The organism is Streptomyces sp. NPDC088732, assembly GCF_044751205.1.
Lineage (GTDB): Bacteria > Actinomycetota > Actinomycetes > Streptomycetales > Streptomycetaceae > Actinacidiphila.
In genome coordinates, this window is sequence record NZ_JBIVLI010000002.1 from 521,823 (window position 1) to 546,128 (window position 24,306).

General features: G+C 73.8%; 16 protein-coding genes, 1 other RNA gene and 1 pseudogene. 6 read left to right on the forward strand and 12 right to left on the reverse strand.

Annotation, left to right across the window (positions count from 1 at the left end; translation table 11 throughout):
• Positions 1–73: 73 nt before the first annotated feature.
• The 5 genes from ACIP9H_RS05260 to ACIP9H_RS05280 form a co-directional block, all read right to left on the reverse strand.
• Complete coding sequence (locus ACIP9H_RS05260; RefSeq protein ID WP_018564081.1) at positions 74–355, reverse strand: HU family DNA-binding protein; 282 nt, start codon at positions 353–355, stop codon at positions 74–76.
• 195 nt (positions 356–550) lie between these two features.
• Positions 551–1,972, reverse strand: coding sequence for an NAD-dependent malic enzyme (locus tag ACIP9H_RS05265; RefSeq protein WP_401597036.1), 1,422 nt, complete (start codon positions 1,970–1,972; stop codon positions 551–553).
• Positions 1,973–2,359: 387 nt separating this feature from the next.
• Positions 2,360–4,621, reverse strand: a complete 2,262-nt coding sequence (locus ACIP9H_RS05270; RefSeq protein ID WP_401597034.1) for a UvrD-helicase domain-containing protein — start codon at positions 4,619–4,621, stop codon at positions 2,360–2,362.
• A 94-nt stretch (positions 4,622–4,715) separates the two neighbouring features.
• Positions 4,716–5,318 (reverse strand): CGNR zinc finger domain-containing protein, encoded by a 603-nt coding sequence (locus tag ACIP9H_RS05275; protein ID WP_401597031.1) that lies wholly within the window; start codon positions 5,316–5,318, stop codon positions 4,716–4,718.
• A 69-nt stretch (positions 5,319–5,387) separates the two neighbouring features.
• On the reverse strand, positions 5,388–6,377 hold the full coding sequence (locus ACIP9H_RS05280; protein WP_401597029.1) for a LysR family transcriptional regulator: 990 nt from the start codon (positions 6,375–6,377) through the stop codon (positions 5,388–5,390).
• Between the two features lie 114 nt (positions 6,378–6,491).
• Here ACIP9H_RS05280 and ACIP9H_RS05285 point away from each other — a divergent pair, with 114 nt between their 5' ends.
• Complete coding sequence (locus ACIP9H_RS05285; protein WP_401957582.1) at positions 6,492–7,670, forward strand: MFS transporter; 1,179 nt, start codon at positions 6,492–6,494, stop codon at positions 7,668–7,670.
• 73 nt (positions 7,671–7,743) lie between these two features.
• Here the strand turns inward: ACIP9H_RS05285 and ssrA are convergent.
• The 5 genes from ssrA to ftsE form a co-directional block, all read right to left on the reverse strand.
• Positions 7,744–8,130: a transfer-messenger RNA gene (ssrA, locus tag ACIP9H_RS05290) on the reverse strand.
• A gap of 160 nt (positions 8,131–8,290) precedes the next feature.
• Positions 8,291–8,773 carry an SsrA-binding protein SmpB gene (gene smpB, locus ACIP9H_RS05295; RefSeq protein WP_360915317.1) on the reverse strand — a complete coding sequence of 161 codons (483 nt, stop codon included), beginning with the start codon at positions 8,771–8,773 and terminating at the stop codon, positions 8,291–8,293.
• A 73-nt stretch (positions 8,774–8,846) separates the two neighbouring features.
• The gene (locus ACIP9H_RS05300; protein WP_401597024.1) at positions 8,847–10,013 is read right to left on the reverse strand and encodes a S41 family peptidase; all 1,167 of its coding nucleotides are present in this window, start codon (positions 10,011–10,013) and stop codon (positions 8,847–8,849) included.
• A gap of 67 nt (positions 10,014–10,080) precedes the next feature.
• The gene (ftsX, locus tag ACIP9H_RS05305) at positions 10,081–10,998 is read right to left on the reverse strand and encodes a permease-like cell division protein FtsX (protein WP_360915323.1); all 918 of its coding nucleotides are present in this window, start codon (positions 10,996–10,998) and stop codon (positions 10,081–10,083) included.
• 39 nt (positions 10,999–11,037) lie between these two features.
• Entirely contained in the window at positions 11,038–11,727 is a 690-nt protein-coding gene (gene ftsE / locus ACIP9H_RS05310) for a cell division ATP-binding protein FtsE (protein ID WP_319664533.1), read from the reverse strand.
• A gap of 274 nt (positions 11,728–12,001) precedes the next feature.
• Here ftsE and ACIP9H_RS05315 point away from each other — a divergent pair, with 274 nt between their 5' ends.
• Positions 12,002–12,193, forward strand: a complete 192-nt coding sequence (locus ACIP9H_RS05315; RefSeq protein WP_360915328.1) for a hypothetical protein — start codon at positions 12,002–12,004, stop codon at positions 12,191–12,193.
• Positions 12,194–12,396: 203 nt separating this feature from the next.
• On the opposite strand, the gene prfB is transcribed toward ACIP9H_RS05315, so the two are convergent.
• Positions 12,397–13,515, reverse strand: a complete 1,119-nt coding sequence (prfB, locus tag ACIP9H_RS05320; RefSeq protein WP_401597020.1) for a peptide chain release factor 2 — start codon at positions 13,513–13,515, stop codon at positions 12,397–12,399.
• A gap of 110 nt (positions 13,516–13,625) precedes the next feature.
• Positions 13,626–16,727: an FtsK/SpoIIIE domain-containing protein gene (locus ACIP9H_RS05325; protein ID WP_401957587.1), complete on the reverse strand. Its 3,102-nt coding sequence runs from the start codon at positions 16,725–16,727 to the stop codon at positions 13,626–13,628.
• A gap of 348 nt (positions 16,728–17,075) precedes the next feature.
• On the opposite strand from ACIP9H_RS05325, the gene ACIP9H_RS05330 reads away from it, so the two are divergent.
• The 4 genes and pseudogenes from ACIP9H_RS05330 (at position 17,076) to ACIP9H_RS05345 (ending at position 24,300) form a co-directional block, all read left to right on the forward strand.
• A complete protein-coding gene (locus ACIP9H_RS05330) occupies positions 17,076–18,854 on the forward strand; it encodes a protein kinase (RefSeq protein WP_401597016.1) in 1,779 nt (592 codons plus the stop codon).
• 175 nt (positions 18,855–19,029) lie between these two features.
• Entirely contained in the window at positions 19,030–20,394 is a 1,365-nt protein-coding gene (locus tag ACIP9H_RS05335) for a glycoside hydrolase family 16 protein (protein ID WP_401957589.1), read from the forward strand.
• Positions 20,395–20,541: 147 nt separating this feature from the next.
• A pseudogene (locus tag ACIP9H_RS05340) lies at positions 20,542–21,804 on the forward strand (serine/threonine-protein kinase); the annotation flags it as partial.
• A 1,095-nt stretch (positions 21,805–22,899) separates the two neighbouring features.
• Positions 22,900–24,300, forward strand: coding sequence for an ABC transporter substrate-binding protein (locus ACIP9H_RS05345; RefSeq protein ID WP_401597011.1), 1,401 nt, complete (start codon positions 22,900–22,902; stop codon positions 24,298–24,300).
• The last annotated feature ends 6 nt before the right edge of the window (positions 24,301–24,306 follow it).

The following is a 24,306-nucleotide window of genomic DNA, read 5'->3' on the forward strand; positions in this document are numbered from 1 at the left end:
CCGCGCGCCCCCCCGGGGGCCCGCGGGGCCCCGCGCCGGGGGGGGCCCCCCCCCCCCCCCCACGCCTGGGGACTTACTTGCCCTTGGCGGCTTCCTTGAGCTTCGAGCCCGCGGAGACCTTGACGCTGTAGCCGGCCGGGATCTGGATCGGGTCCCCGGTCTGCGGGTTGCGCGCGGTACGAGCGGCACGGTGGCTGCGCTCGAAGGTCAGGAAGCCGGGAATGGTGACCTTCTCGTCGCCCTTGGCGACGATCTCGCCGACGACCTCGGCGAACGCGGCCAGAACGGCGTCGGCGTCCTTGCGGGTCACCTCGGCGCGCTCGGACAGCGCGGCCACCAGCTCACTGCGGTTCATCTAGTTCTCCTTGCATGGAATCCCCCAACGTCGACCGCCGGGGAAGGCGCATTGAAGTCGCTGTTAGCGCTTCTGCGGTGCGGCCCTCACCGCCCAGGTACGCATCCTGCCCCCATTTCTGGGGGAAACGCCAATCCGGCACCCGGGAGAGTCACACAAAAAGCGTCTCTCATACGGCCCGATGACGCTCCGTCGTCATGACGTCGCGGTAAGGCCCTGTGCCTTGGCCGCCTCGCGGACGGCACCGGCGACGGCACCCGCGACCTTGTCGTTGAAGACGCTGGGAATGATGTAGTTCGGGTTGAGTTCGTCCTCGGTGACCACGTCCGCGAGGGCCGTCGCCGCCGCGAGCATCATGTCGGTGTTCACCGTCCGGCTCTGCGCGTCCAGGAGGCCGCGGAAGACGCCGGGGAAGACCAGGACGTTGTTGATCTGATTGGGGAAGTCGCTGCGGCCCGTGGCGACCACCGCGGCGGTCTCCCGGGCCAGGCCCGGGTCGACCTCGGGGTCGGGGTTGGCCAGCGCGAAGACGATCGCGTCCTCGGCCATCGCCGCGACGTCCTCGCCGCCGAGGACGTTGGGGGCCGACACGCCGATGAAGACGTCCGCGCCGCGCACGGCCTCCTTCAGCGTCCCCGTGATCTCCTCGGGGTTGGTGTTGTCGGCGATCCAGCGCAGCGCGGACTCCTGGCCCGCGCCGACCAGGTCCTCGCGGCCGCTGTGCACGACGCCGTGGATGTCGGCGACGACCGCGTGCTTCACCCCGGCGGCCAGCAGCAGCTTCAGGATGGCGGTGCCCGCGGCGCCCGCGCCGGACATCACGACCCGCACGTCGCCGATCTGCTTGCCGACCACGCGCAGCGCGTTCGTCAGCGCGGCGAGCACCACGATGGCGGTGCCGTGCTGGTCGTCGTGGAAGACCGGGATGTCCAGGGCCTCGCGCAGCCGGGCCTCGATCTCGAAGCAGCGCGGCGCGGAGATGTCCTCCAGGTTGATGCCGGCGAAGCCGGGGGCGATCGCCTTGACGATCTCCACGATGGCGTCCGTGTCCTGGGTGTCCAGGCACAGCGGCCACGCGTCGATGCCGGCGAAGCGCTTGAAGAGGGCCGCCTTGCCCTCCATGACCGGCAGCGCGGCCTTGGGGCCGATGTTGCCCAGGCCCAGCACCGCGGAGCCGTCGGTGACCACGGCGACGCTGTTGCGCTTGATGGTCAGACGCCGGGCGTCCTCGGGGTTGGCCGCGATCGCCATGCACACCCGGGCCACGCCGGGCGTGTAGATCATGGACAGGTCGTCGCGGTTGCGGATCGGGTGCTTGGACGCCATCTCGATCTTGCCGCCGAGGTGCATCAGGAACGTACGGTCGGACACCTTGCCGATCGCCACGCCCTCGATCTCGCGCAGCTTCGCCACGATCTCGTCCGCGTGCGCGGTCGACGTGGCGGCGATCGTCACGTCGATGCGCAGTTTCTCGTGGCCCGAGGCGGTGACGTCCAGGCCGTGGACAGCGCCGCCGGAGGCTTCGACGGCCGTGGTGAGCTGGCTGACCGCGGATCCGCTCGCGGGCACCTCCAGCCGCACCGTGATTGAGTACGAGACGCTCGGCGCCGTTGCCATGGCCGCTGTTCCTCCGCTGTCGCTTGCTGTGCGCCCTCGATGCTGCCACCTACCCGCGGGTATGGGTAAACCGGGGCCCTTGCAGCAGAACGCTGCGGCAACGGCGGCTTCCTTGGGAAGCTTGCGTGCTTAGTGTTCGCCGTCCTGCCGCGACGCCGTCACATCGGATGCCGCGTACGGAATGACAATCGCGGATCGTTTGTTAGATTGGACAAGGCACCGGCTCGATCCAAGCCCCCGGGCCCAACCTTAGGCGCTTCGAGCGCCCACTTGCCGCGAGGCGAGCATGGCGGGTCGGTGTCACAGAAGTACGGCGGGGCGCCCTTCCCACGGGAAGGGCGCCCCGCCGCTTTGCGTCCGCGTCGGTCGGCGCCGGCAGCCGGCCCGTCAGTCCCGCAGCAGGTCCGGCACGCCGTCCGCGTCGGGCAGGTCCCGCCCGCCCGACAGCACCGTCAGGCGCTGCGTGGCACGGGTCAGCGCCACGTACAGCACGCGCAGCCCCGCGGGCGACTCGTCCGCGATCTCCGCCGGCGACACGACCAGCGTCGCGTCGTACTCCAGCCCCTTGGCCTCCAGGCTGCCGAGCGCCACGACGCGCTCGCCGAGCCCCGCCAGCCAGCGCCGGGCCTCCTCGCGGCGGCCCATGGCCACGACCACACCGACCGTGCCCTCGACCTCGCCCAGCAGCCGCTCGGCCTCCGCGCGGACCGCCTCGCCCACACCGCCGCCCGCCGCGACGGCGAACTGCGGCACCACGCCCGTGGAGCGCACCGCGCGCGGCGACTCACTGCCCGGCATCGCGAGCGCGAGCACCTTGGCCGCCAGATCGGCGATCTCGGCGGGGTTGCGGTAGTTCACCGTCAGCGTGAAGCGGCGCCGCGGGCGGGTGCCCAGCGCCTCGTCACGGGCGAGCGCCGCCTCGTCGGGGTCGGTCCACGAACTCTGCGCGGGGTCGCCCACCACCGTCCAGGTCGCGGCGCGGCCCCGGCGGCCCACCATGCGCCACTGCATCGGCGTCAGGTCCTGCGCCTCGTCGACGATGACGTGCGCGTACTCCGTGCGCTCCGCGTCCAGCCGCTCCTGGCGGGAGCGGCGGCCGCCGGCCATCCGGTCGGCGAAGGTGGTGACCTCCTCCAGGCCGGTGAGCTGGTCCAGCGGGTCCGCCTCGCGGGTGCGCACCTTCGGCGGCGGGCCGAGCAGCGACTCCAGTTCGTCCAGCAGCGCCACGTCGTGCACCGACAGGGCGCCGTTGCCCTCGCCGTCCAGCCGGCGCAGCGAACGGGCCACCCGGCGCACCTCCGGCGGGGTCAGCACCCGCCGCGCCCAGCGCCCGAGCCGCTTCTCGTCGGCGAGCGCGGCCAGCACCCCGCGCGGGGTCAGCACGGGCCACCAGGCCGCCAGGAAGTCCAGGAACTCCGGTTCGGTCGCCACGTCCTCGTCGAAGGCCTCACGGGCGTCCGCGGCCATCTCCGGGTCGTCGTAGCGGCGGTCGGCCTGCCGCCACAGCGCGTCCAGCAGCAGGCGGCGGGCCCGCGGCCGCAGCAGGTTGACCGGCGTCGCGCCGCCCAGCACCGCGTGCCGGATGCCCGACAGCTGCTCGGCGTCCAGCTCCAGACGGCGCCCGAAGGCCACGACCCGCAGCCGGTCCGGGCACTGCCCGTCCTCCAGCGCGCCCCGGGCCGCCCTGCGCAGCACCCTCAGCATCCGCAGCGAGCCCTTGATCCGGGCGACCGCCGGATCGTCGTACGTCGTCGCCTCCGCGCCGTCCACGAGCGAGCCGACGGCCCGGATGGCGACCTGCCCCTCCTCGCCCAGCGAGGGCAGCACGCCCTCGGTGTACGCCACCAGCAGCGGCGTCGGGCTGACCACGAGGATGCCGCCCGCGTAGCGCCGCCGGTCCTGGTAGAGCAGGTACGCCGCGCGGTGCAGGGCGACCGCCGTCTTGCCCGTGCCGGGACCGCCGGTGACCTCGGTGACGGAGGCGGCGGGGGCCCGGATGACGACGTCCTGCTCGGCCTGGATGCTGGCGACGATGTCGCGCATCGTGTGGCTGCGGGCCTGGCCCAGCGCCGCCATCAGCGCGCCGTCGCCGACGACCGGCAGTCCGGTGCCGAGCTCCGGGCGCAGCAGGTCGTCCTCGACGCCGAGCACCTTGCGGCCCTTCGAACGGATGACGCGGCGGCGCACCACCCGGCCGGGGGCGACCGGGGTCGCCCGGTAGAACGGCGCCGCGGCGGGCGCCCGCCAGTCGATGACCAGCGGGGCGTAGTCGGCGTCGAGCACGCCGAGCCGGCCGATGTGCAGGGTCTCGGCGATCGCGGCCGTGTTGTCCGGCCGCACGGCTTCATCGGCCGGCTCGACGGAGGTGTAGGCGCCGTCCGGCCCCTTCTTGCCGTCCTTGCCGAGCAGCAGGTCGATCCTGCCGAAGAGGAAGTCCTCGAACTCCGCGTTCAGCCGATTGAGGTGCAGACCCGCGCGGAAGACCTGCGCGTCGCGCTCCGCGAGCGCCCCCGGCGTACCGACCTGGCCGCGCTTCACCGCGTCGTCCATCAGGAACTCCGCCTCGTGGATCTTCTCCTCGAGGCGGTCGTACACCCGGTCCAGATGCGTCTGCTCGACCGCGATCTCCGTGTCCCGGACCGCTGCCACGCAGGACCCCCATTCTTCTCTTTCCGTACGTCATGCGCCGCCCCGCGAACGGAGCAGCCTGCCACCGTACGCCAACCAGGGGTTTTCCGCCCAGTCAGATGCGGGCCGCGGCGGCGCCGGCGCGCCTGCGGTGGCGGGCCACGCGTTCGCGGTTGCCGCAGGTGTCGCTGCTGCACCAGCGGCGACGGCGGCCGCGCGAGGTGTCCAGATAGACAAGAGTGCACCCGTCGCCCTCGCAACGCCGCAGGCGGGCGGCCGCGACGGGGTCGGTCAGCAGGTCCAGCGCGTCGCGGGCGACCGCGCCCAGCAGCCCCGCGCAGTCCGGCTTCGCCGCGAGCGCCCGGGTCAGCGTCCCGTCCGCGGCGCGGACCGCGCGCGGTGCGGGCGGCGGTGCCAGCGCGGCATCGTTCAGCGCCGCCACGTCCCCGTCCTCCGCCGTCCGGCCGGCCAGCCGCGCCTCCACCAGGCGCGCCACCACGGCGCCCAGTTCCAGGAACCGCCGCGGCCACCCCCCGTCCGCCGGCACCTCGGTGCCCCGCGGCACCAGCCCGGCGCCCCGCAGCCACTCCACCAGCCGCTCCGGGGACACCGCCCCGGGGCCGGCAGGACCGGGGCCCGGCGCCGCGGCCGCGACGAGGTCCAGGCTCGTCCGTCCCGTGTCGAAGCGCGGCTGCGTCCGCGCCGCGGTCGCTCCCATCCGCGTGCCACCTCCTTCGGTGGTCCTCCCCCGAGCCCCCGCCGCGAAACGGAACCCGTCCGCGCGGGGTCACGGAGCACCGGCGCGCGGCGGTGTGCCGGGCAGGGCCATCAGCCGGGCGTCGGACGCGGGCAGCCAGGAGCGGGGCGGACGGGTGAGCCAGCCGCCGTCGTCGCCCAGCCGGCGCGCGGCGGCGTGCAGCGCGTCCAGGCCGGGGTGGCGGAGCCCGCGCCGCCAGGCCATGGAGACGGGGGCGAGCGGGACGGGGGCGGTGAGCGGCCGCAGGACGAAGCCGGGCAGGTCGATGAACTCGGTGCTGGCCAGCACCGGCCAGCGGTGCTTGGTGACCAGCCGCGCGAACTCGTCCTTGCCGTCGATCTCCGGGAACGGCGCCACGAGGCCGATGCCGCGCCCCGCGAAGAGCCGTTCGGCGAGATCGGTCCACTCCGCGGTGTGCGGGTTGCCCGCGGCCGCGTACAGCGCCTCGCCCGCGAGAGCGGCGAGCGGCACCTCCGGCAGGGCGGCGAGGCGGTGGTCGCCGGGGAGGAGCACGGCCATGCGCTCGTAGCGGACCGGGAGGTGGTCCAGGCCGGAGAGCGCGGCCGGGGCCAGGCCCGCGACCCGGCCGAACGAGACGTCCAGGCGCCCGGCGAGGATCTCCGCGGCGGCGCCGGTGAGGCCGCTGTGGAAGCGGGCGGTGAGCTCCAGCTCGGGGGCGGCGGCGCGGGCCTGGTCGAGGACGCGCAGCGCGGTGCCGACCGGGGCGCCGATGTCGACCAGCAGCGGGCGGCCGGCGGGTGCGAAGGCGGCGGCGAGTTCGTCGTGGGCGGCGAGCACGCGCCGGGCGTGCGCCAGCAGCCGTTCGCCGTCGGCGGTCAGCCGCACGCTGCGGGTCGTGCGCGCGAACAGCTGCGTGCCGAGCGCCGCCTCCAGGCGCCCGATGTCCCGGCTGAGCGCCTGCTGGGCGAGATGGAGGCGGGCGGCGGCCCGGGTGAAGTGCAGTTCCTCCGCGACGGCGGTGAAGGCCCGCAGCAGACGGGGGTCGAGGTCGTGCGGCATCCGCTCATTCAACACGCGGCGCGGGCCGCGCCGGCGGCACTGACAACAAAAGTGCGTGAAAGGGCGCTGATCAGGTGTTGGACCACCGCGGGGGCGCCCGGCGAGGGTGGTGGGGTGATCAGCCGCCTTGCGCCCTACCGCCGGATCCTCGCGCCGCCCGGAGCCCTCGCCTTCACCGCGGGCAACCTCATGGCCCGCCTTCCCGCGGGCATGTTCGGGGTCAGCGCGGTCGTCATGATCTCGGCGGCCTACGGCTCCTACGCGCTGGCCGGGGCGGTCACCGCCACCGGCCTGGCCGCGACGGCGCTCGTGGGCCCCTGGACCGCCCGCATGACCGACCGGCACGGGCAGGGCCGCGTCGCCGTACCGGCGGCGGCGGTCGCCGCGCTGGGGTCGCTGGCCCTGGTGCTGTGCGTCCGCCTGCACGCGGCGCCCTGGACGCTCTTCGCCGCCTACGCGGCGACCGCGACGACCCCGAACACCGGCGGCATGTCCCGGGCCCGCTGGGCGTACCTGTTCCGGGACGACGAACGGGCCCTCCACGTCGCCCGGTCCTTCGAGCAGGCGGCGGACGAGGTCTGCTTCATGCTCGGCCCGGTACTGGCGGCGTTCCTGTGCACCGCGCTCTTCCCGGAGGCGGGCACGGTGGCCGGGGCGGTGCTGCTGTTCTGCGGGATCGTGCTGTTCGCGGCGCAGCGCGGGACGGAGCCGCCCCCGGTGCCCCGTCAGGGGGCGGGGGCCGCGGGGCGGGCGGCGGTGCCCCCGGTGCTGTTCACGTTCCTGGCGACAGGGGCCGTCTTCGGCGCGATGGAGGTCACCACCGTCGCCTTCGCCGCCGCTCAGGGCCACCGCGGGGCCGCCGGGGCGGTCCTGGGGCTCCAGGCGGCCGGCTCCTGCGCGGCGGGGCTGCTGTACGGGCTGCGGCCGCCCCGCGACCGTTTCCGGGCGAGTGTCGCCGCGATGGCCGCGCTGATGCTCCTCCCGCTGGTCGCGGCGCGGCTCGGCGGCCTGTGGCTGCTCGCCCCGGCGCTGCTGGTCGCGGGTATGGCGACCGCGCCCACCATGATCAACGGAATGGCGCACATCCAGCGGACGGTGCCGCCGGGGCGGCTGAACGAGGGGATGGCGCTCGCCGTCACCGCCCTGCTGGGCGGCATCGCGGCCGGGTCCTTCGCCGCGGGCGCGGTGACGGACAGCCGGGGCCCGGCCGCCGCGTACGCCGTGCCGGTGGTGGCCTCGGCGGCCGCCGCGCTGATCGCGGCGGTGACTCTGCGGGCGGCACCGGCGCGGTGACAGGGCATGCCGGGGAACGACGAAAGGCGTCGCCCGCCCGCGCAGTGCGCGGGCGGGCGACGCCTCCCGAGGGATGTGGAGATGGCGGGAATCGAACCCGCGTCCTGTGGTGCGGAACCAGGGCTTCTCCGAGCGCAGTCCGCTGTGCTTTTCTCGGCCCCGGCAGTCACGCGGACAAGCCGCCGACGGGCCCAGCCACTGTTTGATTTCCCACTGAGTCCCGTGGCCGGGCCCAGTGGTTTAGTTCCCTAGCTGATGCCAGGATCCGGGTCGGGAACAGCCCCGGGCTGACACTCCGCGGAGTCTTCGCTAGCTGCTAATTAGGCAGCGAGAGCGAAGGCGGAGGAATCGCGCTTAGAATTGGCGATTATTGTTTTCGGCATATGGTTTACGAGATCATTGCCGCTTTCTCGGCTCGCTTCCCCTGCTTCGACATCCCCAGTCGAAACCGATCATCCCCATGTTGATTTTTCAAGCTGCACACCGGACGTCACCGCCCGGTGGTGCTGCCGCCATCGTACGTGAACAACACGCACCGGGGCCAGCGCATTTCCGGCGGGCCGGACAGCGCGGCCGGACGGGGCGTCAGGCCGGTGCGCCGGCCCCGCCGGACGGCGGGGTCAGCCCTCGCGCTGGCGGCGGCGCGCCGAGGAGATCGCCCGGTCGGTCTCGCGGCGGTCCTGCTTCTCGCGCAGGGTCTGCCGCTTGTCGTACTCCTTCTTGCCGCGGGCGAGCGCGATCTCGACCTTGGCCCGGCCGTCCTTGAAGTACAAGGCGAGCGGCACGATGGTGTGCCCGGTCTCCTGCGACTTCTGGACGAGCTTGTCGATCTCCGCCCGGTGCAGCAGCATCTTGCGCTTGCGCCGCGCCGAGTGGTTGGTCCACGTCCCCTGCGTGTATTCGGGGATGTGGACGTTGTGCAGCCACGCCTCGCCGTCGTCGAGCTGGCCGAAGCCGTCGACCAGGGAGGCACGCCCCTGGCGCAGCGACTTCACCTCGGTGCCGGTCAGCACCAGGCCGGCCTCGTACGTGTCGAGGATGTGGTAGTCATGCCGCGCCTTCTTGTTCTGCGCGATCAGTTTGCGACCCGTTTCCTTTGCCATAGCGCCGCCATTCTCGCACTCCGGGGCCGTCCGGGGTACCGGATTCCGCGCCGGGCCGCCACGGTGTGCGAGGTCAGCGCGCCGAGGTGCCGAGGCCGTCCAGGATCTCCAGGGCCTTGGCACCGGCATCGGTGCCTCCGGAGATCCTCAGGTCCGGCTCGACGCCCTGCCCGTCGACACTGCGGCCCGCGGGCAGCCGGTAGTGGCCGACGGTGAGCTCGGCGACGGAGCCGTCCGACAGGCGGCTGGGCATCTGGATGGAGCCCTTGCCGAAGGTGCGCGAGCCGATCACGACGGCGCGGCCCCGGTCCTGCAGCGCACCGGCCAGCAGTTCGGCGGCGCTCATGGTGCCGCCGTCGACGAGGACGACCAGCGGCGTGTCGGTGTCGCCGCCGTCGTCGGCGTACAGCGCCTGCTGCCGCCCGTGGACGTCGTACGTGGCGACCAGGCCGCCGTCGAGGAAGGCGGAGGCGACGCCGACGGCCTCGGTGACCAGGCCGCCGGAGTTGCCGCGCAGGTCCAGGAGTATGCCCTCGTTCGCGGTGCGGGCGGCCAGCGCCCGGCGGACCTGGGCTGCCGCGCCCCGGGTGAAGGCGTCGACCTTGACGGCGGTGATGCGGTGGGGCAGGTGCCGTACCCGTACGGACTCGGTCGGCAGCAGGGCCCGCCGGGGCACGGCCTCCCAGGAGCGGGCGGCGCGTTGCAGCCCGAGGGCGACGGTGGTCCCGGCGTCGCCCGCGCCGCGCAACCGGGAGACGACCTCCGTGACGGGGCGGCCGGTGACATCGGTGCCGTCGATGGTGCGCAGCCGGTCGCCGGCGCGGATGCCGGCCCGGGCGGCGGGGCTGCCGGACTGGACGCGGTCGATCTCGATGCGGCCGTTCTCGATGCGCCGCACCCAGAGCCCGACCCCCACGTACCGGCCGTCGAGGGACTGCTGGAAGCCCTCGTACTCCTGCGCGGTGTAGAACGAGGACCAGCGGTCGCCGCTGCGGCTGACCAGCGCCTGCGCGGCCTGCGGGCCGACCTTGCCGTCGGCGATGGCCTCGGCGATCTCGTCGGTGTCGGCCACCGCGCCGGCCGGGACGGGGACGGAGCCCCGTGCCTGCCGGTCGCCGGCGCGGACGTCGCCGAAGGAACCGGTGGCCGCACCGGTGGCCAGGACCGCGCCGAACACCAAGGTCAGGGCAGCCGCGCTGCCGATGCGGCGCGGCTTCCCGGACAGACAGTGGCTCAGCACGTCGGGCAGTCTAGGCGAGAAGCGGGCGCTGTACGGAAAGTTGGCCGTACGGCGCCCTTTGCGCGAATCAGACCTTGAGGTACTTGCGCAGCGCGATCAGGGCGGCCACCGCGGGCATCAGCATGCCCACGACCAGCACCAGCGGCAGCACCTGCGCGACCTCGCCCCAGCCGAGGAAGTTGATCAGCGGGACCTTGGTCTGCAGCGACAGGCCGTGGTCGATCAGGAAGTAGCGGCCCACGAGCAGCATCAGGCACGCCAGACCGCCGCCGACGAGGCCGGCGAAGGCGGCCTCCATGATGAACGGCATCTGGATGTAGAAGCTGGACGCGCCGACCAGGCGCATGATCCCGGTCTCGCGGCGCCGGCTGAACGCCGACACGCGCACCGTGTTGACGATCAGCATCATCGCCACCGCGAGCATGAACGCCAGCACCACCAGGGCGGCGAGCGTCATGCCGTTGAGGAGCCCGAAGAGGTTGTCCAGCAGTGCCTTCTGGTCCTGCACCTCCTGGACGCCGGGGCGGCCCTGGAACGCGCTGGCGACCACCTGGAACTTGGTCGGGTCCTTGAGCTTGACGCGGAACGACTCCTGCATCTGATCAGGCGTCAGGGAATCGGCCAGCGGCGAGTCGGAGAACTGCTCCTTGTAGTGCTTGTACGCGTCCTCCGCGCTCTCGTGGAAGTACTTCTCCACGAGCGGCAGCGCCTTGAGCTGCTTCTCGATGTCCTGCTTCTGCTCCTCGGTGACGGCGCCCTTGGTGCAGTTGGGGTCGGTCTTGGCGTCGTTCTTGTTGCAGAGGAAGATCGACACCTGGACCTTGTCGTACCAGTAGCCCTTCATCGAGTCGACCTGCTCGCGGGCGAGCCACGAGCCGCCGGCGAGCGCGAGGGAGAGGGCGACGGAGACGATGACCGCGAAGGTCATGGTCAGGTTCCGGCGGAGGCCGACGCCGATCTCCGAGAGCACGAACTGGGCGCGCATGATGTCCTTTCAGCGGGCTTGCGATGTCCAGGGCCGGGGTTAGTGCTGATAGCCGTAGACGCCGCGCGACTGGTCGCGCACCAGCCGCCCCTTCTCGAGCTCGATGACGCGCTTGCGCATCTGGTCGACGATGTTCTGGTCGTGGGTGGCCATGACCACCGTGGTCCCGGTGCGGTTGATGCGGTCCAGAAGACGCATGATGCCGACCGAGGTCTGCGGGTCGAGGTTTCCGGTCGGCTCGTCCGCGATGAGGAGCATCGGGCGGTTGACGAACGCGCGGGCGATCGCGACACGCTGCTGCTCACCACCGGACAGCTCGCCCGGCATGCGGTCCTCCTTGCCGCCGAGGCCGACCAGGTCGAGCACCTCGGGGACCGTCTTGCGGATGGTGCCGCGCGGCTTGCCGATCACCTCGAGAGCGAACGCCACGTTCTCCGCGACCGTCTTGTTCGGCAGCAGGCGGAAGTCCTGGAAGACCGTGCCGAGCTGGCGGCGCATGTGGGGCACCTTCCAGTTCGACAGCCGGGCCAGGTCCTTGCCGAGGACGTGCACCGTGCCGGTGTCCGTGCGCTCCTCGCGCAGGAGCAGGCGCAGGAAGGTGGACTTCCCGGAGCCCGAGGAGCCCACCAGGAAGACGAACTCGCCCTTCTCGATTTCCAGCGAAACGTCCCGAAGTGCAGGACGGTTCTGCTTGGGGTAGGTCTTGGAGACGTTGTCGAATCGGATCACGGTCGCACTCCGGATACAGGGGATCGGAGGCGACCTTACGCGAACGCCGAGGGGCCGCGCAGTTCGCGGTCCGGGTTGGTGCGTTTATTCACCAGCCAAAGCAGACAAAGTGGGCATTGGCCACGCGGGTCACTCTTCGGAGTCGCAGGAATGACGCGGGACGCGCCTGACGCAGCGGAAACTGGCACAGTGGTGGAGGGACCGGGAACGGACCGTCCCCGACGCGCGTTGTTCATGGAGCGGCCGTGGGGCCGCAATGGGAGGAGGCGACCGCATGACAGTCGACCGACTGGTGTGCGCCAACTGCGCCGGCCCCGTCAGTGAAGGCCGCTGTGCGGTCTGCCGCGCTCACCGTGCACGCCTGCAGCAGGAGAACCCCTTCGCCGCCATCACGCCGGCGACCCTGATCGCCCTGCTCGTGGCGCTGCTCGCCGTGGCATGGGTGGTCCACGAGGCCACCGCGTAGCGGCACCGTTCGCAGCGGGAAGGGCCCGGGACGTCGATGACGTCCCGGGCCCTTCGCTGTACGTGAGTGCGCGGTGACGCCGCGTGCCGCCGGTGGGGGCTTCCCGATGACGGCACCGTCACCCTGAGTGACGAGGCCGCGGGCCACCGGACACACAGAACAACTGCCGCCCGAAGGACGGCAGTTGTGTCGACCGGCGTCCGTCAGACGGCCGCGGGGCGCTCCTGCTGCTTCCGCCAGCGGATGCCCGCCTCCAGGAAGCCGTCGATGTCGCCGTCCAGAACGCCCTGGGGGTTGCCGACCTCGAAGTCCGTCCGCAGGTCCTTGACCATCTGGTACGGGTGCAGCACGTAGGAACGCATCTGGTTGCCCCACGAGTTGCCGCCGTCGCCCTTGAGGGCGTCCATCTTGGCCTGCTCCTCCTGACGGCGCCGCTCCAGCAGCTTGGCCTGGAGCACGTTCATCGCGCTGGCCTTGTTCTGGATCTGGGAGCGCTCGTTCTGGCAGGAGACCACGATGCCGGTCGGGAGGTGGGTGATCCGCACCGCCGAGTCGGTCGTGTTGACGCCCTGGCCGCCGGGGCCGGAGGCGCGGTAGACGTCGATCCGCAGCTCGGTCTCGTCGATCTCGACGTGGTCGCTCTGCTCGACGACCGGCAGCACCTCGACGCCCGCGAAGGAGGTCTGGCGGCGGCCCTGGTTGTCGAAGGGCGAGATGCGCACCAGGCGGTGCGTGCCCTGCTCGACGGAGAGCGTGCCGTAGGCGTACGGCGCCTTCACCACGAAGGTCGTGGACTTGATGCCGGCCTCTTCCGCGAACGAGGTCTCGTAGATCTCGGTCGCGTAGCCGTGCCGCTCGGACCAGCGCAGATACATGCGCTGGAGCTGCTCCGCGAAGTCGGCGGCGTCGACACCGCCCGCCTCGGCACGGATGTTGACCAGCGCCTCACGCGCGTCGTACTCGCCGGACAGGAGGGTGCGGACCTCCATCTCGTCGAGCGCCTTGCGGACCGACTCCAGTTCGCTCTCGGCCTCGGCGCGGGTGTCCGCGTCGTCCTCGGCCTCGGCGAGCTCGAAGAGCACCGCGAGGTCGTCGATACGGCCGCGCAGCGCCTCGACCTTGCGGACCTCGGCCTGCAGGTGCGACAGCTTGCTGGTGATCTTCTGGGCCGCCTCCGGGTCGTCCCACAGCGACGGCGCCGCCGCCTGCTCCTCGAGCACGGCGATGTCGGCCCTCAGTTTGTCGAGGTCCAGAACGGCCTCGATCGACCCCATGGTGGAGGAGAGGGACTTGAGCTCTTCGGATACATCCAGGACTGCCACGTCCCCCAGCGTACCGGGTGGGCGGCGGAGCATCGGCGGACCCGCGTCCGCACCCCGTTCCCGCACCCGGCGGGCACGGTGGGGCGCGGACGCGGTGCCGGCGCTTCGGATCAGAGCAGCGGCGGCGCGGGATCCGCGGCGGCGGACTCCGCCGCCCGCTGCAACGCGCTGGCCAGAAGGGCCAGGTCGGTGGGGCCGTTGCCGAGCTCGCGGACCGGGCGGCGGGTCGGCGGGTCGCCCATGCGGTCCCACTCCAGGGGAACGACGGTGGGCCGCAGGGTCGCCGTCCGCGGGATGCGTCCGCTGACCCGGCCGGCCTGGAAGGCGGTCACGGCCCCGTCGGGGCGGCGCAGATAACCGCGGCCGGGCAGCGTGTCCTCCAGGGCCGCCGGTTCCTCGACGGCCACCAGCAGGGCCGCGGACTCCGGCTCCTCCGTGCGCAGCGCGATGCGCAGCCGGGCGGCGTCGTCCGCCTCGGTCCCGGCCGTGCGCTCCGGACGGCCGGTGGCGGCCACCAGGTGCACTCCGAGGCGCTCGCCGTCACGGGCCACGCTCTCCAGCGCCCGGACGACGGAACCGGCGGCGGGCCGGCCGGGGCTGCCCAGGGCGGGCGCGACAAGGGCGTCGAAGTCGTCGACCACGACGACGAGGCGGGGCAGCGGCTCCGCCGTGCGCGTCTGGACCCGGACCGCGCCCTGGGGCTGCGTCTCCCCCGCGGCGCCGGGCGTGCGGCCGGGTTCCGCCTGGCGCGGCACCACGGGCACGCGGTGGCGGTCGTGCCACTGCCGGAAGTCCAGCCCGTCCAGCAGCTCCTCGCGCCGCTTCAGCTCCGCGGCGAGGGCCTGCGCGAACTCGCGCATCCGCACCGGGTCGGACGCGCACAGGTACGTGGACACGTGCGGCAGGTCGGTGCAGACGCGCAGGCCCTCGCCGCGCTCGGTGCCCGCGCCGTCGACCAGGACCAGGGCCAGCCGGTCCGGGCGCTCCGCGGCGGCCAGGGCGGCGGCGACGGAGCGCAGCAGTTCGGTCTTGCCCGAGCCGGGCGCGCCGCCGACCAGCAGGTGGGGGCCCTCGGCCACCAGGTCCACCAGGACGCGGCCGCCGGGGCCGGCGCCGAGGACCGCAGCGGCGGCTCCGCCGGAGGGCGCGGGCGCGGCCCAGCGGGCGGCGATCTTGGCCGGGGTGGCGAGGGCGAGGTCCAGCTCGTCCAGGAGGCGGGCGGTGCGCGGCAGCGCGGAGCGGGTGACGCGGGGCGCGGCGGCATCGCCCTCGCGCAGCGGTGCCAGGGCCCGGGCGAAGCGCTCGGCCCAGGCGGTGGAGACCGCCTCGACCGTCATCCGCTCCGGTCCGTGCGGCTCGATGCGCAAGGTGGTGGCCACGTCGCCCTCCAGGACGGCGACGGCGCCGCACTGGGCGGCCAGCCGTTCCTGGTTCTCGGCCAGGCACAGCACGTGGACGCCGACGGACGGGCCGGTGGCGGCGATGCGGTCGACGGCCTCGCCCAGATAGGCCGAGCCGGGGTCGCCGTCCACCACGAGCAGGGTGTGCGGTCCCTCGCGGTCGGCGGCGGCCTCGGCGACCGCCTCGGGGGTCGCCGTCGCCCAGCCGGTCCCGAGCGGGCCCTCCTCGATGCGCCGGACCAGCTCCGCGACGCGCGCCTCGGCCTGCTCGCGGTCGGTCGCGGTGAGCAGGCGGCAGTCCTGGCCGCGGGCGGGCCGCAGATGCGGCAGCCAGTGCAGCCAGGCCCATTCCTCGGCGCGCTGTTCGGCGGGGCGGGAGCGGTCGGCGGCCAGGAGGGCGACCTCCAGCGCGCCGGGCGGGTGCAGGGCGCACAGCTGGGCGATCACGGCCCGGGCGAGCCCGGTGAGCCGGGGGCGGGGGCCGGCGAGGCCGAGCACCTGGGTGTGCGGGTCGCGCAGGTCGATGGTGAAGGGAACGGCGGGCAGGGTGCGGTAACCGTCCTCGGCGGGCAGGTCGGCGGTGCCCAGGCGGACCGTCAGGGTGTCCGGGTGACCGGGGGCACGCTCCCACAGCCGCGGGCCCGGCCCGAGGGCGGTCAGCAGCACCGCCGCGGGGTCCGGCCAGCGCTCGCGCAGCCCGGCCGCGTCGGTGACGGCGTGGCCCGGGCCCGCGCTTCCGTCCGGTCCCGTGCCGTCGGGAAGGTCGCGCCCCGTGGCCAGGCGCCTCGCCCAGCTTCCTATGGCACCGGCCATCCGGCTGCCGGCCTCGGCAGCACGCCCGGCGGACCGGCGGCCCTGTGCGGGCACGACCGCCCGCGCCTGCTCGGACAGTCCGCGCTGCGGGGTGTCGCGGCGGCCGCCCGCCCCGCCGGCGGGTGCCGGCGGCGCCTCGGGGGCCGCCGTCCCCGGGGCGCCGGGAGCTTCCGCCGGCCCGGTGTCGGCCGGGGCCTCGCCCGCGGTGGCGCCGGGCCCGTCGGAGTGGTCCGCGGGGCCCGCCGGCCGGGCGGGGCGCCAGGTGGCCACGGCGTCGCCGTCGGGCCAGGAGGCGGGCGGGAGGGTGACGTGCAGATGGCCCTCGGCGTCGGGGACGGCGGGAATGGACGCCGGCGGGGGCGGGACCGTGGACCCGGGCGGGGTGGGTTCCAGCTGGAGGAGGGACTCGCCGATGCGCAGCAGCGCCCCGGGGTCGAACGGGACGCCGCGGGGCCCGACGGGCCGGCCGTCGAGCGTGGTGCCGTTGGTGGAGCCGAGGTCGTGGACGGTGACCCGGCCCGCGGCGTCCACGGTGATGGCGCAGTGCAGCCGGGAGACGTCGGGGTCGTCCAGCGGGACGTCCGCGTCGGCGGACCGCCCGACCCGGATCCGGCCGCCCTGCAGCAGATGGACCCCGCCGGCGTCGGGACCGCCTATGACGTGCAGCCGGGCGGCGGCGGAGGGGCGTTCCTCGTGGTGGCCGTCGGCGGGCGCGTGCAGGGAGAGCACGGCGCCGTCGAGCAGGGGCGGCACGCCGAGCACGGCGGTGGCCGGGTCCAGCCGTTCGGCGCCCGCGTACAGCGGTGGCAAAGACCGCAGGGACCCCAGGGACCCCAGCGACGCAGTGGAGCGCGCGGGCTGCCCGGAGCTGCCCGTGCCCGAGGTCAGGGCACCCGCCACGGCTCCCAGGAGAGTGCCCGCGGGCGCGGTGACGAGCACGTCGGAGGAGCGCGCCCCTCGGCCGCCGCGCGGCCCGAGAACGGTCAGCCGGATCTGCATCTCCGTCCACGGTCCCTTCTGCCCGGTCCGCCGGCGGGAAGGGGCCTTGCCCCGCCCGCCGTGCCCGGGCACATCGACACGTACAAGAGCGAACCGACCGGCTCCCGTTGCTCAGCGATCCGCGATCCGCGAGGGCATCCTCCCACTCGCCACTGACAGCCTGCCGCCGGTGCCCACCTTCACGATCTTGAATGATCAGCATTGGGCGAAAAAAGCAACCAAACGACCGTAGTCCGCGTCCTAATCCCACGCCCGCCGCGTGCGTGAACGAGCTCCGCTCCCATGTCGCGGCACTACAGTGGGCGCACACAGGCCACGGACCAGGCCAAGATCCAGGGAGTGCGAGACGTGCGGCCGGTAGGCAGCAAATACGAACTGGTGGAGCCGCTGGGACGCGGTGCCACGGGCACCGTGTGGCGCTCCCAGGTGCGGGACACCGGCGAGACCGTCGCGATCAAGGTGCTCAAGGAAGAGCTCGCGAGCGACCCCGATGTCGTCATGCGCTTCCTGCGGGAGCGCTCGGTGCTGCTGCGGCTGCGCCACCCGCACATCGTCCGGGTGCGCGACCTGGTCGTCGAGGGCGACCTGCTGGCCCTGGTGATGGACCTCATCGACGGCCCTGACCTGTACCGGCACCTGCGCGAGAACGGCCCCTTCTCCCCCGTGGGCGGCGCCCTGCTGACGGCCGCCGTCGCCGACGCGCTCGCCGCCAGCCACGCCGACGGCGTCGTGCACCGCGACCTGAAGCCCGCCAACGTACTGCTCGCCACCGTCACCGGCCCCGACGGCAGCCCCCAGATGCACCCGATGCTGACCGACTTCGGCATCGCGCGGCTGGCCGACTCGCCCGGCCTCACCCGGACCCACGAATTCGTGGGGACCCCCGCCTACATAGCGCCGGAATCCGCCCAGGGCCGGCCGCAGACCTCCGCGGTGGACATCTACGGCGCCGGCATCCTGCTGTACGAGCTCGTCACCGGCCGCCCGCCCTTCCACGGCGAGAGCGCCCTCGAAGTGCTGCAACGGCACCTGAGCGCGGAGCCGCGCCGCCCCACGACCGTCCCCGAGCCGCTGTGGACGGTCATCGAGCGCTGCCTGCGCAAGGAGCCCGCCGAGCGCCCCAGTGCCGAGAACCTGGCCCGTGCCCTGCGCGTGGTGGCCGCCGGCATCGGCGTCCACGCCTCCCCCGCGCAGGCCGAGGCCGCCATCGGCGTGGCCGCGCTGCTCGCGCCCGACCCGGCGCCCGCGACGGTCCCGGACACCCCGCTCGTCCCGCCGGGCACCGCCGACCCCACCCAGGTGCTGCCGAACCGCTCGCCGCTGGGCGGGTACGACCCGACGGCCGCCACCAGTGTGCTGCCCTCCTCCGCGGGACCCGAGGGCGGCGCCGACCGGACCCAGGTCATCCCCGGGGGTTCGCACCCCGCGGCCGGCGGCGACGGCACGCGGGTGATGCCCCCGGTGCCGGGCGGCCCGCCGAACGAGCCGCCGCAGGGCCCGCACCCGTGGGAGTCGCAGCTCAACCGGGCCCGGGCACGCGCCGAGCAGACCGAGATCCAGTACCTGGACCCGGAGCAGGACCCGCTGCGCCGCCGCCCGCGCCGCCAGCAGGGCCCGCAGCAGCCCCCGCAGTCCTACCAGCAGCAGCCCGGCGGCCAGGGGTACGCGCCACAGCAGCCGCCGCCCCATCACCAGCAGCAGCCCCCGCGTCCGCCGCAGCACCGCCAGCCGCAGCCGCAGCAGTACGCCCCGCCGCAGCCCCAGCCGCAGCAGTACGCGCCCCGGCCGCAGCACCAGCAGCCGGTACCGCCGCGCTACGAGCAGCCGCAGCCCCGGCGGTACGAGCCGCAGCGGGCGTCCGCGCCCGAGCCGCCCCCGGCCCGCGAACCACGCCGGGGCAGCGCCAACCCGATGCGCATCCCGGGCCTGGGCTGCCTCAAGGGCTGCTTCACGGTGATCGTCGTCCTGGTCGCCGTCTTCCTGCTGGCCTGGTACTTCGGGCCGTTGCAGGGCTGGTTCGACACCGGCAAGGGGCTGTGGGACACCGTCTCCACGTGGGCGAGCGACATCTGGAACGGGATCACGTCGCTGGGCGACTCCACCGGCGGCACGCCCTCCGCCCCGTAGGGGCCCGGGCGCGGCACCCTGTCGCGCCCGCGCGTTCAGAGGATGACGGCGGAGCATTTCTGAGAGCGTTTTCAAGCGCCACGTCTTGACGCTTCGTCAGCCCGGGCGGACAGTGAACTGCCCGGGCAACCCCCCTTCACGCGCTCCCCCGCCTCTCCCCACAGGAGGACTTGTCATGCGCGCGTCCAAATTGTTCGTCCGGGCCGGCGCGGCCGCACTGCTCGCGCTCGCCGCGGCCCTCCCCGGCCCGGCCTCGGCCAGCGTCCCCCCGCCCGGCACCGGATGGTCCCTGACCTGGAGCGACGACTTCACCGGCGGCGCCGGGTCGGCCCCCTCCAGCACGGACTGGATCACCGACACCGGCACCTCCTACCCCGGCGGCCCCGCCAACTGGGGCACCGGCGAGGTGCAGACGTACACCGCCAGCGGCACCAACCTCCAGCAGGACGGCAACGGCAACCTGCGCATCACCCCGGTCCGCGACGGCTCCGGCCGCTGGACCTCCGCCCGGATCGAGACCCGCCGCACCGACTTCCAGGCCGCCGCGGGTGGTCGGGCCCGCATCGAGGCGCGCATCCAGATGCCGAACGTGACCGGCGCCGCGGCGGCCGGCTACTGGCCCGCGTTCTGGACGCTCGGCGCCGACTACCGCGGCAACTACCAGAACTGGCCCGGCATCGGCGAGTTCGACATCATGGAGAATGTCAACGGGATCAACCAGGTCTGGGGCACGCTGCACTGCGGCGGCAACCCCGGCGGTCCCTGCAACGAGACCAACGGCCTGGGCGCCACCCACGTGTGCCCGGGCAGCGCCTGCCAGGGCGCGTTCCACACCTACACCTTCGAGTGGGACCGCAGCGTCAGCCCCGAGACGCTGCGCTGGTACGTGGACGGCGTGCAGTACCACTCCGTCAACGCCTCGCAGATGGACGCGACGACCTGGGCCAACGCCACCCACCACGGCCACTTCCTGCTGCTGAACGTGGCGATGGGCGGCGCCTTCCCCAACGGCGTGGCGGGCAGCGGCACTCCGACCGGTGCGACCGCCTCGGGCGTGCCGATGCTGGTCGACTACGTGGCCGTCTGGAACTCCGCCGGCAGCGGCGGGGGCGGCGGCGGAGGCGGAGGCACGGGCGCCTACGGCACCATCCAGGCCGAGTCGTACGCCGCCCAGTCCGGCACCGCCACCGAGACCACGACCGACACCGGGGGCGGCCAGGACGTCGGCTGGATCGCGGGCGGCGACTGGCTGCGCTACAACGCGGTCGCCTTCGGCTCCACTGCCGCCCACCAGTTCAAGGCCCGGGTCGCCTCCGGGGCCGCGGCCGGGGTGAGCGGGCTGGTCGAGGTGCGGCTGGACAGCCCCACCGCGACTCCCGTCGGCAGCTTCGCGGTCGGCGGCACCGGGGGCTGGCAGAACTGGACGACGGTCCCGGCCAACACCTCGGCGATCACCGGGACGCACGACGTCTATCTGACCTTCGCCAGCGGTCAGCCCGCCGACTTCGTCAACCTCAACTGGTTCACGTTCACCACCTGAGATTGCCCATGCTGGTGATTTGTCGACTTCTGGAGGGTGATTTCTTCCGCAGAAGCCGCACTCACCCCCGACTGGTTCCCCCAACCGGCTCGCATCCGCGTAGTTTTGTCGCCAACACGACGGCACGTCGGAGGAGTCGGAGCAGCCTTGGGACGCAAGATCGGCAGCCGGTACACCGCGCACCAGGTGCTGGGGCGCGGATCCGCCGGCACGGTGTGGCTGGGCGAGGGCCCCGAGGGCCCGGTCGCCATCAAGCTGCTGCGCGAGGACCTCGCCTCCGACCAGGACCTCGTCGGCCGCTTCGTCCAGGAGCGCACCGCCCTGCTCGCACTGCACCACCCGCACATCGTCGGCATCCGCGACCTGGTGGTCGACGGCTCCGACCTGGCACTGGTCATGGACCTGGTGCGCGGCACCGACCTGCGCTCCCGCCTGGAGCGGGAGCGCAGGCTCGCCCCGGAGGCCGCCGTCTCCGTCACCGCCGACGTCGCCGACGGCCTGGCCGCCGCGCACGCGGCGGGCGTCGTCCACCGCGACGTGAAGCCGGAGAACGTCCTGCTGGACTCCGCCGCGCCGCCCGGACCGGGCGGGGCGCCCCCGGCGCTGCTCACCGACTTCGGCATCGCCCGGCTGGTGGACTCGCCGCGCCGCACGCGGGCCACCCGCATCATCGGCACCCCGGACTACCTGGCCCCGGAGATCATCGAGGGCCTGCCGCCGCGGGCCTCCGTGGACATCTACGCGCTCGCCACCGTCCTGTACGAACTGCTGGCCGGCTTCACGCCGTTCGGCGGCGGCCACCCCGGCGCGGTACTGCGCCGCCATGTCACGGAGTCGGTGGCGCCGCTGCCCGATCTCCCGGACGAGCTGTGGCAGTTGCTCTCCCAGTGCCTGGCCAAGGCGCCCGCCTCGCGGCTGACGGCAGCCGAAGTGGGCGCGCGGCTGCGGGAGTTGCTGCCGGATCTGGCCGGACTGCCGCCGCTGGAGGTGGACGCGCCCGGCGACCACCACCACGAGGACGCCGGCGGCTTCGGCGCGGAACCGGCGGGCGCCGGGGAGCCGTACGACCCGCCGGCCGGCCGCCGGCGCGGCGCGGTCCCGCTGGTCCGGGGCGCCGCGCCGGACTCCACCCGGGACACGCACACCAGCATCAAGCTGCCGACCGCCGAGGAGCTCGCCGCGGGCCGTGCCGCGGGCGACGACCCGCGCTCCCGGGCCCGCCACCGGCACCGCGCCGTCACGGAATCGCCGCAGCGCCGCCGGGCCAAGCTCGGGGCGGCCGCGGCGGCCGCCCTGGTGGCCGCCGGGCTCGGCGGCTGGGCCATCGCCGCCTCCGGCTCCGACGACGGCGGGTCCACCAGCCGGGAGGACCGGGAGCCGGGCGACTCCACGCCGCACGCGCCGACCCCCACCGCGCCCACCGGCGCCGCGGCCTCCCCGCAGGGCGCCGTCAGTTCCGCCGGCGCCGCCGAGGACGCCGCCGACGCGACCGGGGAGGCGTCGCTGCGCTGGACGGGGCTGACGGCGCTGCCGCCGCTCCCGGTGGCCGGCGTCGAGACCACCGGCCGCCCGCGGGCGGTCACGGGCGCCGGGGCGACGTATGTCTTCACCCGGGGCACCGACCGGAACCTGTGGTACCTGGTGGACGGCGGCTGGCACCGGCTCACCGGGATAAGCGTCGCCGACGACCCCTCCGCGGTCTCCTCGCGCGCCGGGCAGATCGACGTGTTCGCGCTCGGCACCGACCACAAGGTGTACCGGCGCACCCTGACCGACGGTGCGTGGGGCGGCTGGTACCAGGTCGACCAGCCCGCCACCTTCGACACCACCCCGGCCGCCGCGTCCTCCGCCCCCGGCCGGATCGACCTGGTCGCCCGCTCCAGCGGCGACCTGGTCACCTCCTCCTGGGTCGACGGCCGCTGGAACGCCTGGGCACTGGTGCCCACCGCCGGCCGCATCACCTCCGCGCCGGGCCTGGTCTCGCGCGCGCCCGGCACCCTGGACGCCTTCGTCGTGCGCAAGGCGGACGGGGCGGTGCTGCGCCTGCCGTACGTCAACGGCGCCTGGCGCCCGTCGGAAGCCGTCACGGGCCTGGAGGCGACCGGCCGCCCGGAGGCCGCCGTCTCCGGGGGGCGGCTGTACGTCGTGGCACCGTCCGGCGACAGCCGGCTGGCCGCCGCCGTGGGCGCCGGCGCCGACTGGGTGCCCGTCCCGGTGGGCACCACCAGCCGCACCGGCGCCGCGCTCACCGGATCCGCGAAAACCCTCACCCTCTACGTCCGCCGTCCCGACGGCTCCCTCGCGCGTACGACCGGCTCGCCGGTCACATGACGGTCACGATCCAACCGCCGCGTGCATGGGCGGTATTGCGGCGGTCATCCGAGCGGGCGTAACACTGAACGCGGAACAGCGGATGACGCGGGACGGTACGCCCGGCGCAGCTGCCCATGCCATCCGGCGGCTGCCACCGCGGCGCGGGTCCGCGCTGAGGGGATGGGCAGGCAGATGCGGACATCCAGCAGGCGCACGCGAGGTACGCGCAGGGCCGTCGTCGCCGCCGTGGCGGCGGCCGCCCTGGCACTGACGGCGGCCGGTTGCGGCGGCGGCAAGAGCGACGAGGGCGGCAACGGCGGTGCCTCGCCGAGCGGTTCGGGCGGCGGCAGCGGCGGCAGCGGCGGAGTGGCACTACCGGACCTCAAGGGGCAGAGCCTCGAGGTCGCGGCGGTGTGGACCGGCCCCGAGCAGAAGCACTTCCAGAAGGTCCTCGACGAGTTCGGCAAGCGCACCGGCGCCGAAGTGAAGTTCGTGCCGACCGGTGACAACGTCTCCACGTTCCTCGGCACCAAGATCGAGGGCGGGCAGCCGCCGGACGTGGCGTTCCTGCCGCAGGTCGGCGTGTTGCGGCAGTTCGCGCAGAAGGGCTGGCTGAAGCCGCTCGGCCCGGAGGCGCAGGCACAGCTGGACAAGAACTTCACGCAGGGCTGGAAGGATCTCGGCGCGTACGAGGGCACGCAGTACGGCGTCTACGCCAAGGCCGCCAACAAGTCGCTGGTCTGGTACAACACCACGGCCTTCGAGAACGCCGGCATCTCGCAACCCCCCACCACCTGGGACGACTTCCTCAAGACCGCGGAGACGGTCTTCGAGTCGGGCACGCCGCCGGTATCGGTGGGCGGCGGTGACGGCTGGACCCTCACCGACTGGTTCGAGAACATCTACCTCTCCCAGGCCGGGCCGGAGAAGTACGACCAGCTCGCCGCCCACAAGATCAAGTGGACCGATCCCTCGGTCAAGGAGGCCCTCACCACCCTCGGCGACCTCTTCGGCAAGAAGGACCTGATCGCCGGCGGCCAGAGCGGCGCCCTGCACACCGACTTCCCCACGTCGGTGACGCAGACCTTCACCGGCAACCCGCCGAAGGCCGCGATGGTCTACGAGGGCGACTTCGTCGGCGCGTTCATCGGCGACAACACCAAGGCGAAGGTCGGCGAGGACGCCAAGGTCTTCCCCTTCCCGGCGGTCGGCTCCGGCAAAGCGCCCGTGGTCAGCGGCGGTGACGTCGGCGTCGTGCTGAAGGACTCCAAGGGGGCGCAGGCGCTGGTGACCTTCCTCGCCTCCACGGACGCGGCCGGGGTGTGGGCGTCCTCCGGCGGCTTCGTGTCGCCGAACAAGTCCCTGGACCTGTCGGTCTACCCGGACGAGGTCTCGCGTTCCATCGCCCAGGGCCTGGTCGCGGCGGGCGACGACTTCCGCTTCGACATGTCCGACCAGGCCCCGGCGGCCTTCGGCGGCACCGCGGGCAAGGGCGAGTGGAAGGACCTCCAGGACTTCCTGAAGAACCCCTCCGACGTGGCGGGGGCGCAGGCGAAGCTGGAAGCGGACGCCGCCAAGGCGTACGCGGGCTGAGGCGGC